The sequence below is a fragment of the Thioclava sp. 'Guangxiensis' genome, from assembly GCF_045348365.1.
Taxonomy (GTDB): Bacteria; Pseudomonadota; Alphaproteobacteria; order Rhodobacterales; family Rhodobacteraceae; genus Thioclava; species Thioclava kandeliae.
Window position 1 is genome coordinate 538,571 of record NZ_CP155823.1, and the last position, 11,772, is coordinate 550,342.

Sequence of the window (11,772 nt, forward strand, 5' to 3'; positions counted from 1 at the left end):
ACAACGTCATCCCAACAGGAAGGTCTTTCCATGACTCTCATCCGCTCCACCCTCGGCGCCCTGCTTGCAGGCTCTCTTCTGGCCACCGCTTCCTTCGCCGCTGACGATGCACAGAAAGGCAAGAAGGTCATCTTCCTCGGTGCCGATGATATCTGCGAATATTGCGCGGTCTATAATGACCAGATCCGCAAAATGGCCGCCGAAAAGGGCATCGACCTCGAGGTCGTGACCAACAAGTTCGACGCCGCCCAGCAGGCCACGCAGGTTGATCAGGCCATCGCCAAGAAGCCTGACGCAATCCTGATGTGGACGATCGACGGCACCGCATTGTTCCCCGCGATGCGCAAGATCCAGCGCGCGGATATCCCGCTGCTGCTGACCGATGTGCAGCCCGATCAGGCCCGCGAGGACCTCTGGACCCAATATACCGGCGGCAATTATGAGGAGCAGGGATCCAAATCCGCGCAGCTGCTCGTGCAGGCTCTGGAAGCGAAGGGCAAGCCTCTGGAAGGCGGCGTGATCATGATTACCGGCCTCGTCGGTCAGGCGCAGACCATCTCGATGACCAAGGGCTTCACCGAGACGCTCGCCAAGATTGCTCCCAAACTGGAAATCCTTGGCGCACAGCCCGGCAACTGGGATACCGGAACCTCGACACAGGCGGCTGCGGGTCTGTTCACCAAATATGGCGATAAGATCGTGGGCGTCTATGCGGCGGAGGATATCATGATGCAGGGCGTCCTGATTGCGGCAGAACGCGCGGGGCTCGACCCCAAGACGATGGCAATGATTGGTGGCGGCTGCGAACCGGTCGGCATCAAGAACATCAAGGCCGGCCTGCAATATGGCACCGTTCTGCAATCGCCGTTGGATGAGGCGCAATATGCCGTGCAATCCATAGTGGATCTGTTCAACGGCGCGGACATGCCGAAATCGGTCTATGTGCCCCACCCGATGGTCACCGCCGAAAACGTGGATGCCGTCTGCAAACCGTGGCCGAGCAAGTAAGGTCCAGCCGACACCGACAGACCGGAAGGGCAGCATCCCCGTGCTGCCCTTTTGTCATGGCGCTTTTGTCATGGAATGGCACCCAGCACGGATCCGCGTGCCTTACCACCTGCCGGAAACACCGACCCGAGCAAGCGCAGACGCGGGTCGGTCGGCTCGGCAGAGCGGCGCAGGACACCGGGTGCCATCGCATTCCGATCATACCCTATGCGCCTCGCACGGGGGGCACGCAGCCATGAAAAACCACATGCTTCAGCCGAAGGATATAGGTGCAGAGTAGGGCAATGTGGCGGCCTCTCCCCGAGAAGGATACTGGTCGCCTTCGCGGATAAAAGACCGGATGGCGCTCGAGGGCAGTGCTCCGCGGCGGTGCAGGCCCGCCGCGCGGATCGCTGGCGCAACATGCGCCTCCAGCCCGCCGGGGCCCCGCGCCAAGATTTACGCCAGCCCGACACAGAGTAGCGTGGAAAGGGAGGTCAGGGATAAGGTCCTATCTGCGCCAACATCACAGCTCCCGTCAGAAACCCGAGACGTATAGGCGCGCGCCGTGATCATACTTCCCGACAGGCGGAGATTTCCATCACCCCGGACATCGGGTGCTGCCCCCTATCCTGAGCGCCGTGAGCACATTCGTTTTGGTCAGCCTCATCATGCAGGTTATGGGCCCCAATACGTCCGTCGTCTTGCGGCTTGCCAGTGCCTTGGTCATTGCGCGCGCCCGTGTCATCCGGACTGCTGGCATCGGCCCGTTTCTTTGCAGGGGTCCAATGCGGAGTGTGATATCCAGACCCGCCACCGTATCGGCCAGATCTTGGATCCGCACCTGACCGGCATCGGCGTGGCACGCGCCGCGATACATAACGGAGCCGCCGATACCGGACGGGCCCTGTGGACTGGCGCGATCAACCCAAAAAAGTGCCACCGCCTGATGGCGATGGCACGATAGCAAAGGGGCAAGCCCGTGGTCTGGCGTCTTAGTTCCAGAAGCCTTCGTCAACATCCTTGAGTTGCTCGAGCTGCTCTTCGGTCTGCGACGTTACGATTGCGTATTTGCCGTCATCGATCGGCACCAGATGGGTTGCGTCAACCGGGATCACCACATGCTTGTCAGCGATGTCGAGGAAGCCGCCGACTTCAGCCACGACGCCGACCATCTGGCCCTCGGGCGAGAGAACCACGTCCTCGATCTCGCCGATGTCGTTCAAGCCGTCATCGTTCCAATCCGAGGCGAGCGCATCCCAATCCATCGAATCCCAGCTCTGGCCGCCATCCTTCGCGATGGTGTAGATGTCACCGCCGGTGATGTCGCGCGAGCGGATCAGATTCGTCGAGTCGGACATATCGATGCCGTTTGCGGATGCCTCGGTCGCCACTTTGGCTTCGGCACCAGCCTCCATGGACGCATCGGTTTTGTGGTCATCTGCATAGGCAGCGCCAGCGATAAGGGCCATTGCGACGGCAGTGGTGGTCATGAATTTCATTTTGTTTTCCTCCGTTTGTCGATCACTTGCCCAACTATTGAGCGTAATGTTCGTTCCACGGATTTTTGAAAAAAAATCTCGAATATGTGTCGCACTGTGTAAAATACCGTGACACCCTTCCACGCCCTGTCGCGAAAATCCCGCGCCAAGATCCGCCGAAGTCTAAAATTTCCCTTGTCTCTTTGACGATCTCCCTTCATGTTGGGTGCGCAATTGCTATTCTGATCGAATTTCTGCCCCCGCCTCTGCGGTCTCGGCTGATCGACTTGGATCACTTTCGCCGAGCTGTCGCATATCGCGGGCAGCGCTTTCTACTTGGAGACTACGGATATGGCCAGCGGCACCGTAAAATGGTTCAACAGCACCAAAGGTTTTGGTTTCATTCAGCCCGATGATGGCGGCAAAGATATCTTCGTGCATATCTCGGCAGTCGAGCGCGCCGGCCTGCAAGGTCTGAACGACGGCCAGAAGGTAAACTACGAGCTTCGCGCAGGTCGCGACGGTCGCGAATCCGCTGCTGATCTCGAACTCGCTTGAGCAGCTCGGCCGACGATTTTTTCAGAAAAGTCTCTGATTTCGGTGTGACGGCCTCGTCGCGTCCTGACCAGAAGGCGCTATCTACGGAGAATTCCCGCAGGTCTGCGAGCCCTCAGGAAAAGACCGATGCGGCATTCAGGAACATCCAAGACGACGAGCATAAAGAACGCGCTGAAAAAACGGCGCGGCTGAAAGCAGCCCGACTGGCACGCGACACGGATCGCTGAGGCAGACGGGCATCAAGCACCCAGACTATCGAAAGGGCGGATCACAGATCCGCCTTTTTTCTTGCGCGACGCATACGCGGTCTGCCTGATCGCTTTTTATCTTGCCATGACGAACTGTAAGGCCCGCACCCGACCGGCGGCGCAAGACAGTCCGCAGAAAACGACCCCTTTTGCCAGTATTCTCCCGCGATATCCGTCGTCGTGAAGCGGATCCATAAGCGCGGGCTTTCCCGATCTTCCGCTCTACGCTCACATGAACGCATTGAAGATCGATCCTGTCCGAGATGCCGGAGCATCATTTTCCACCGGATGCCCCCAAGATCACTGTTTCCAAGAAGCGAAGACGGCCACCCGTCGCCGATCCACCCATTGTAACTTCCACGCATATCGACGACATCTGGAGGCCGGATGCTGACAGGCTTGTCTTTCAAGCCAGCGCATATGGCACGGGATGCGGCTGGGGGCGGGAGGCGTTCTGACAAAGGCGAAGGCCGCCCGGAAAGGATGCGACCGAGCGCTGTTTCGTGATGCTCAACAGGCATAAGGGCAGCGCGCTCCAGTGTGTCCTCGCCGCAATTATGACCGGATCATGCGGCCTCCCGTGTTTTCAAGAAAGAACCCCTATGAGATCGTTACCCATGACAAGAGCTGCTATACCGCTCATAAGGTATCAACACGCCTTGGCGGGCGCGCGCATTCATCGACCGCGCCTGTAAGGTCGTGATCGGCGAACAGGGAGAGGTGCCCTCTGACAAGCGGTCCATCGCCACGGGCGCGACGCCGTTCATCGCCCCGGTGCCTCCACGCCTCCCCCGGCAGCGTCCTTCCGCGCCGCGAGGGGGCAGCACCGATACAGGAGCGAGCATCGATGCCAGTCTTGAAGAGGCCGATCTGATCGTGCGAACGGGGTCAAACCTCGCATGCTGCCATATGGATATGGAACACTCCGATGACGGTGCCGCCGTGTAAAGTGACCGGAAACTTTCCTCCACACCCGAAGCGGTGGGCGAAGAAAAAGTCACGGCGTGCTGGAGCCTTCATTCCAATCCAATGGCAACCCTGCCCGATGCGGAAACCGTGAGGGATCTGACAGCGGCCACGATTTCCACGCAGTTTGCCCATATGCTCCTGCCTCCCGCCGCATGGGATATGCGGGCTTCGACCATCCCCCGCCCAGATCATGCGCTTTATACCGGCTCCGAACCGGTGGCGCTCATATGCGATTTTCTGGTCGGTCTGTCGGGGACAGAAGCCGCTTGGGCGCTGGCCGGTCAGGCGCGGGGCGATACGCCCGATCCGGGGCCTGTGGTGTGTTCGTGCTTTGCGGTGGGGCGCAATACGATCCTGCGCGAGATCGCCGAGAAGGGGCTCGAGAGTGTCGAAGCGATCGGGGCCGGTCTTTCGGCGGGCACCAATTGCGGCTCGTGCAAAGCCGAGCTTGCTGGGCTGCTTATGGCTGCCCGAAACCAGATCCGAGGACAAGCATGACCCCCAGCGCCAGCGCCAATGCGCTGGCGCCAAGCGCCCACGCCCGCCAGAACCCCTTGCTGCCGCGCTGCAGAAGCGGCACGAATTCGGGCACCAAAGCCCCTTGGGACTGCGCAGAACGCAGATCGGCCAGAAATTCCGACATCACAACGGGGCGCGCTGTGAGATCGAAAGAGAGCACCCGCATAAGGGCCGCGCCTACGGCCTCGGGCAGATCAGGGCGCGTCTCTACAAGCGGCTTTAGCGCCCAGTCCGAGGGTCTGGAAGGCAGATGGCCCGCGCGGTCTTCAAGGTCGAAAGGCACATGGCCTGCAAGCATCTCATAGGCAATCGCCCCGATCGAGAAGAGATCGGAGAGCTTGGTCGCGCCCTGCCCCGTCAGCACTTCGGGGGCGATATAATTGAGCGATCCCTCGGGGCGCTCGGTCTGGAACCCTGCCAAGAGCCCCTTGAAGCCCGCCACCTGCACCGAGCCGAAATCGATGATCTTGGCGCGCCCGTCGGGCATGACCATCACATTCTCGGGCTTGAGATCGCGATGCACCATGCCGAGCCGGTGGAACACCCGCATCGCGGCAATCAGCGAAGAGAGCACCGGCAGCACCTGCGCAAGACTTGGCACCGGATGGCGGCGCATCCAGTCGCGCAGGGTCTCGCCCTCGACCCACTCGGCGATGCAATAGAGGAAGCGGCTGTCTTCCTGCGGCAGGATTTTCATCACCTGCGGATGGTCGATCCGGCGGCCGACCCATTGTTCCAGCGCGAAGGCCTCGAGATAATGCAGATCCTCGGCAAAGTTGCGCGAGGGGGCCTTGAGCACGAAACTTCCCTCCAGATCGGCGCGGCGTACGCGATAGACATGGCTGCGGGTCGAGGCATGCAAAACTTGGGTCACCTCGTAGCCATCGATCCGGTTTCCGGGCGAAAGTGCGGGCGGGATCGTCTGCTGGGTCAGCCGCTGATGCGCCTCGCTGACGCTTTCCGAGGGCAGCGCCTCGATGCGCATCAGCATGGCGCTGAGATTGTCATCGCTGCCTGCCTTCAGCGCCGCATCGCACAGCGTCCATGCCGCCTTTTCCAGCGCCTTCTGGTTGCCGAGGTCTAAATCCGCAAGCACGGCGCCGATCTCGCGCAGACCGAGCACCCCATGCACCCCGTCCGAAAGCAGCAGATACAGATCACCCGCCTGCATCACCTCCTCTCGGTAATCGACCTGCACATGGCTGTCGATCCCCAGCGCACGGGTCAGGGCCTGACCGTTGCCCATATAGGCGGTGGTGTGATCGGTGGTCAGCACCTCGAGCGCAGCGCCCCGCAAGCGCAGACAGCGCGTATCGCCCAGATGCACGATATGCGCCGACTGGCCCCGCGCAATAAGCGCGGTGAAGGTGGTGACCTGTCCTTCGGCCTCGGGCGAGCCGGAACGGTTCTGGGCGTTGAAGAAGGAATTGAGCGCCGAGATCAGCCGCGCCGAGCAATCCGCCACCGTCCAGCTTTCGGGGGCGGAATAGTAATCCTGCGCGAATTGCAGCACCGCCATCTGCGCGGCCTTGTCCGAATTGCGCCCCGTGCTGATGCCGTCGGCGATGCAGATCACCGCGCCCTTGGCATGCAGCTCGTAGGGCTCGGACGGGATGCGCCCCGAGATCGCGTCATCATTACGCGGCTTGGGGCCAGCGGTGGAATAGCCGCCCATCACGGCCTTTAACGGATGGGTGGGGAACTGGTCTTTCATGCGCGCATAACTCGGAACGGGTCTGCTGCCCATGATGACCTCCCTCACTGCGATGCCCGATATTCAGGGCGATCCCTCCCGCCGCCCTGCCTTGTGGCAGGCCTTCAGCCCACCCTGATCATGGTCACCGAGCCGTCCTCGTCAACCTCGGCGATCTCGCCCGAGGGCTCCTCGAGGAAACACAGCGCGATAAAGCCGATGATTGCGGTGCCCGCGATCACAAGGAAGAAGGTCGAGGCCGGCACGAGCGAGTAGATGATCAGGTAGATCACCGCGCCGGTATTGCCGTAAGCCCCCGTCATCCCCGCGATCTGGCCGGTAAGCGAGCGTTTGATCAGCGGCACCACCGCAAAGACCGCGCCTTCGCCCGCCTGCACGAAGAACGAGCAGGCCATGGCCGCAACCACCGCCAGCCAGACCGGCCAGCTGCTATCGACGATCCCCATAAGCGCATAACCCACCGCCAGACCGGCGGTCAGGATCAAGAGCGTTTTCTTGCGCCCGTAGCGGTCGGAGATGATCCCGCCGCCCGGACGCGACATGAGGTTCATGAAGGCATAGGCCGAGGCCACCATCCCCGCCACCACGGGGCTCAGGCCGAAGGTTTCGGCAAAAAACAGGGGCAGCATGGAAACCACGGCCAGCTCCGAACCGAAGGTCGCGAAATAGAGGATATTGAGGATCGCCACCTGCTTGAATTTGTAGCGCTGGAACTCCGGCACCTCCTCCTTGAAGACGCGGCGATTGGCGCGCACGGCCAGCATCGCATCATAGATATAGAGCAGCAGAAGGCCGAAATAGACGATATTGGTCGTCATCGGGGTGAAGATATCCACATTCTTCAGCCGCCAGGCCAGCGCCCCGAGCGCGATATACAAGGGCACCTTCATCACGAGGAGGAAGTAGAGATCGCTCTTGGAGGTTACCTCCATTGCGGTGGCGTTCTTGGGGCGGAAATATTTCGAGCCCTTGGGCACATCCTGCACCGAGGCGTAATAGATGAACCCGAAGACCAGCGAGAGCGCCCCCGTCAGCCCGATCGACCAGCGCCAGCCATCCTCACCGCCAAACACCAGCGCAATGGTCGGCAGGGTAAAGGCCGCCGCGGCCGAGCCGAAATTGCCCCAGCCACCATAGATACCCTCGGCCGTGCCGAGCTCATTGGCCGGAAACCATTCCGAAACCATCCGGATCCCGATAACAAAGCCCGCCCCGATGAACCCGAGCGCGAAACGCGCCAATGCCAGCTGCGTGAAACTGTCCGCCACGGCAAAGATGAAGCACGGGATCGAGCAGAGAATCAGAAGCCCAGAATAGACGCGGCGTGGTCCGAACTGGTCGGTCATCATACCGATGATGATGCGCGCAGGGATAGTCAGCGCCACGTTGAGGATCAGAAGGGTCGTCACCTGCGGTTTGCTCAGGCCAAGGCTCGCCTGTATCTGCGCCAGAAGCGGCGCGAGGTTAAACCAGACAACAAAGGTCAGAAAGAACGCAAACCAGGTCAGATGCAGGATCTTCATCTTTCCTGTGAATGAAAAAATGTTGAAGCCGGATGGTGACATGAGAGATCCTTCGACATGTCGCGGATGAAAATCTATTAGAATCCGGTCCTAGTTAAACGCGAATTCCCCGGCAGGATATCTGGCATTGGCAATCCAGAGGCAAAACACCGATCTTTGATACCCCCTGCCGCACGCTTGCGCGGCCACCCCCGATCTTTGTTCCCAAAACCTGTGCATCCGTCATATTTGCACGCGTGCCCTCCTCCGGCACGGCGACACCGACAGGACATCGGCTTCGTCCAGCGGCCCGAACGCCTATACGGCACAGACATGCGCTTGCACCGAGGCTCACTTTAAGCGAGCTTGCTGACAGGAAAACCGTTCTTGGGGGGAGACAAGAAGATGCGATTTCTGTCGGTGGGGGAATGTATGCTGGAACTGTCCGAAGCGGACGGTGATCTCTGGCATATGGGCATTGCAGGCGATACGCTCAACACAGCATGGTATGCGCGAGCGCAGCTGCCCGCGCAATGGCAGGTGGAGTATGCCACGGTCATCGGACGCGACCGGTTCTCGGCGCGCATCCCGGTCTTCCTTGAAGATAACGGCATCGGAACGGGCGCCTTGCGGTTCCACGAGACGCGAACGATCGGGCTCTATGCCATTACGCTGGCCGCCGGAGAGCGCAGCTTCACCTACTGGCGCGAGAACTCGGCCGCAAGAACCCTCGCGGATGATCCGCAGGCGCTGGCGGCAACGATGGCAGGCGCGGCGGTCATTCATATCTCGGGCATCACGCTCGCGATCCTGTCCCCTTCAGGCCGCGAGGCGCTGATCGGGGCGCTAGCGCAGGCCAGAGCGGAGGGCGTGATGACGGTTCTGGACCCCAATATCCGCCCGAAACTCTGGGAGAGCCCGCACTCTGCCCGCGACTGGCTCACCCGCGCAGCGGGCGCAGCATCGGTTATTCTGCCAAGTTTCGATGACGAGGCCGCCTGTTTTGGCGACCGGACGCCCGAGGAGACCTGCGCCCGATATGCCGCATCCGGCGCGCGGACCGTCATCGTCAAGAATGGCGGGGCCGGCATCATGGCCCACCATGCCGGAGAGGACCACCGGTTCGATGCGCTCGAACAGGTGGAGCCGGTGGACACAACCGGAGCGGGCGATAGCTTCAATGGCGCCTGTCTGGCCGAACTGGCCACCGGCAGACCGCTTGCACGCGCGATCGCGGCGGGCCATGACATGGCGCGCCGCGTGGTCAGGCATCGCGGGGCGCTGATCCCCATGGCCGATCTGGTCTGATGGCCCGTTTCATGGCCCTGCGCCCAATGCAGGCGCAACTCGTCGCAGCGATCAGCCGCTATGGCCAGCTGGGGCTTGCCGCCGAGATCTGCGGACTTGCCCAGCCCGCAGCCTCGCGCATGCTGCGCGAGCTGGAGACGCATTATGAGGCCGCGCTGTTTGTGCGCACACCGAAGGGGATGGAGCCCACCGCCGAAGGCGCACTTCTGGCGGCCTATGCGGCCGAGCTTGTCTCTGCGCAGACGCGCCTATCGCAAGCCCTTGGCACCTTCAAGGCGGGCCAAAGCGGGCGGGTGCGTATCGGTGCGGTGACAGGACCTGCCATCGGGATCGTCGTGCCCGCAATCACACAGATGAAACGCACCTCGCCCGAAGTGGATCTGACGCTCGAGGTCGCGCCCTCCACCCAGCTTGTCGAAGCCCTCCAGCGCAATGAACTGGACTTCGTTCTGGCCCGCCTGCCCGAGAGCGTCGACGATCGCGGATTTGCGATCTGGCCCGGACGCGAAGAGGCGGTCGATCTTCTGGTCCGGCACGATCACCCGCTTCTGGCGGAAAAACCGCTCAATCTCGCAGCCCTGCACGACCGCCTCTGGGTCATGCAGCAACACGGCACGCCGATCCGTCGCGCGGTCGAAAACGCCTTTCATGAAAACGGCCTCACATCGCCTGCGAATGTCGTCTCGGCCTCTTCGATCCTGGTCATCATCGCGCTTCTGCGCGACAGCGATGCCATTGCCGCCCTCTCGCGCGAGGTGGCCGAGATGATGATCGACCATCCGGTCAGTGCGGCCTTCAGGCGCTTGCCGCTCGACACCCCGATCCATGTCGCGCCCTATCAGATCCTGCGATGGCGGGACCAGCATCTCGGGCCTGCAGCAGAGGCCCTGTTTACCGCAATACGCGCCAGGCTGGCGCCCGGCGCATAATGCCCCCGCGCAGGCGGACCGGTCTCAGCCCAGATCCGCAGGCAGGATCTCGGCGGGGATGTTCTGGTAGCAGACCGGTCGCAGGAAGCGCCGGATCGCCATCGTGCCCACCGAGGTGGCCCCGAAATTGGTGGAGGCAGGATAGGGCCCGCCATGCACCATGCTGTCCACCACCTCGACACCCGTCGGGAAACCGTTGAACAGAACGCGGCCCGCCTTGCGTTCGAGCACGGGCAGCAGCGCGCGCGCAAGAGCGCTATCGCCTGCCTCCATATGCACAGTCGCGGTCAGCTGCCCCTCAAAGCGGCGGGCAAGATCGGTCATTTCCGCGCCATCGGCCACCCGCACCACAAGGCTGAGCGGACCGAAGACCTCCTCGGAGAGGATATGATCGTTCACGAATGTCTGGGCGCTGACCTCATAGAGATTGGGCCGTGCCTCGCGGCCCTCCGATGTGGTGGTGTAGACAGGCCGCACGGAATTACGCCCGTCAAACCGTGCCTGACCCTCCCGATAGGCGCGCGCCATCCCTGCGGTCAGCATCACTTGCGGTCCGATCTCCTTCAGAGCTTCGGCCGTGGCCGCAACAAAGGCATCTCCCGCGGGCCCTTCGGGAACCACAGCGATACCTGCATTGGTGCATAGCTGCCCCGCCGATCCGGTCATTGAGGCCGCCCAGCCCTTACCCAGAGCCCCTGCGCGCGCATGCAGCGCCTCGGGGAGCAGGAACATCGGGTTGACGGAGCCCAGCTCGCCGAAAAACGGGATCGGTTCGGGACGCGCGGCGCACAGGTCGAAGAGCGCGCGTCCCCCGCCCAAGGATCCTGTAAAGCCCACCGCCTTGATATCCGGGTGCTGCACGAGAGCGGCCCCCACCTCACGCTTGCCGCCCTGCACCATGGAAAACACCCCCGGATGCTGCCGGGTGCGCAGGATCGCGGCATGGATCGCCTCGGCCACGATCTCGCCCGTGCCGGGATGGGCGGAATGGCCCTTGACCACCACCGGACAGCCCGCCGCCAGTGCCGCCGCCGTATCGCCCCCCGCCACCGAGAAGGCCAGCGGGAAATTGGACGCCCCGAAGACCGCAACCGGCCCGATCGGGCGCTGCATCAACCGCAGATCGGGGCGCGGCAGGGGGTGGCGGTCGGGCAAAGCCGCATCATGGCGGATATCGAGATAGCTGCCCTCGCGGAGGGTGGTGGCAAACAACCTGAGCTGGCCCACGGTACGCCCGCGCTCGCCATTCAGACGCGCCTCGGGCAGACCGGTTTCCTGACAGCCGATCTCGGTGATCTGCGCGCCGCGCGCCTCGATTTCCTCGGCGATAGCCTCGAGGAAGCCGGCACGATGCTCGCGGGAGGCATAGCCATAGGACCAGAAGGCCTCCTCGGCGGCACGGGCGGCACGGTCCACCAATTCCACCGTTCCCATCGAGAAGGCCACAGCCGGTCCATAGACCGGCTCGTTCTCGAATGTCTCGGAGCTGGCCACCCATTCGCCTGCGATCAGATGTTTGCCATGCGGTGTAAATTTCATAAGGATATCCTTCTATAT

At 62.1% G+C, this 11,772-nt stretch carries 9 protein-coding genes; 5 read left to right on the forward strand and 4 right to left on the reverse strand.

Translation table 11 applies throughout. From position 1 onward, the window contains the following. Positions 1-30: 30 nt before the first annotated feature. Positions 31-1,008 carry a sugar ABC transporter substrate-binding protein gene (locus tag ABEB22_RS15940; RefSeq protein WP_349295386.1) on the forward strand — a complete coding sequence of 326 codons (978 nt, stop codon included), beginning with the start codon at positions 31-33 and terminating at the stop codon, positions 1,006-1,008. Positions 1,009-1,982: 974 nt separating this feature from the next. On the opposite strand, the gene ABEB22_RS15945 is transcribed toward ABEB22_RS15940, so the two are convergent. Next, positions 1,983-2,489 (reverse strand): PRC-barrel domain-containing protein, encoded by a 507-nt coding sequence (locus ABEB22_RS15945; protein ID WP_350935289.1) that lies wholly within the window; start codon positions 2,487-2,489, stop codon positions 1,983-1,985. A 330-nt stretch (positions 2,490-2,819) separates the two neighbouring features. Here ABEB22_RS15945 and ABEB22_RS15950 point away from each other — a divergent pair, with 330 nt between their 5' ends. Together ABEB22_RS15950 and ABEB22_RS15955 are read left to right on the forward strand one after the other, a co-directional pair. Further along, the gene (locus tag ABEB22_RS15950) at positions 2,820-3,026 is read left to right on the forward strand and encodes a cold-shock protein (protein ID WP_339114628.1); all 207 of its coding nucleotides are present in this window, start codon (positions 2,820-2,822) and stop codon (positions 3,024-3,026) included. Positions 3,027-4,330: 1,304 nt separating this feature from the next. Further along, positions 4,331-4,741, forward strand: a complete 411-nt coding sequence (locus ABEB22_RS15955) for a (2Fe-2S)-binding protein (protein ID WP_406871169.1) — start codon at positions 4,331-4,333, stop codon at positions 4,739-4,741. On the opposite strand, the gene ABEB22_RS15960 is transcribed toward ABEB22_RS15955, so the two are convergent. Continuing rightward, positions 4,704-6,509 (reverse strand): bifunctional protein-serine/threonine kinase/phosphatase, encoded by a 1,806-nt coding sequence (locus ABEB22_RS15960; RefSeq protein WP_349295389.1) that lies wholly within the window; start codon positions 6,507-6,509, stop codon positions 4,704-4,706. The two genes, ABEB22_RS15955 and ABEB22_RS15960, sit on opposite strands and share 38 nt — an antisense overlap. Before the next feature lie 71 nt (positions 6,510-6,580). Beyond that, positions 6,581-8,041, reverse strand: a complete 1,461-nt coding sequence (locus ABEB22_RS15965) for a NarK family nitrate/nitrite MFS transporter (protein WP_349295390.1) — start codon at positions 8,039-8,041, stop codon at positions 6,581-6,583. Positions 8,042-8,383: 342 nt separating this feature from the next. On the opposite strand from ABEB22_RS15965, the gene ABEB22_RS15970 reads away from it, so the two are divergent. Continuing rightward, entirely contained in the window at positions 8,384-9,286 is a 903-nt protein-coding gene (locus tag ABEB22_RS15970) for a sugar kinase (protein ID WP_349295391.1), read from the forward strand. After that, positions 9,286-10,215 (forward strand): LysR family transcriptional regulator, encoded by a 930-nt coding sequence (locus ABEB22_RS15975; protein WP_339114633.1) that lies wholly within the window; start codon positions 9,286-9,288, stop codon positions 10,213-10,215. The genes ABEB22_RS15970 and ABEB22_RS15975 overlap by 1 nt, the downstream gene beginning before the upstream one ends. A gap of 24 nt (positions 10,216-10,239) precedes the next feature. Here ABEB22_RS15975 and ABEB22_RS15980 read toward each other — a convergent pair whose 3' ends face one another. After that, the gene (locus ABEB22_RS15980; protein WP_349295392.1) at positions 10,240-11,754 is read right to left on the reverse strand and encodes an aldehyde dehydrogenase (NADP(+)); all 1,515 of its coding nucleotides are present in this window, start codon (positions 11,752-11,754) and stop codon (positions 10,240-10,242) included. Positions 11,755-11,772: the final 18 nt, after the last annotated feature.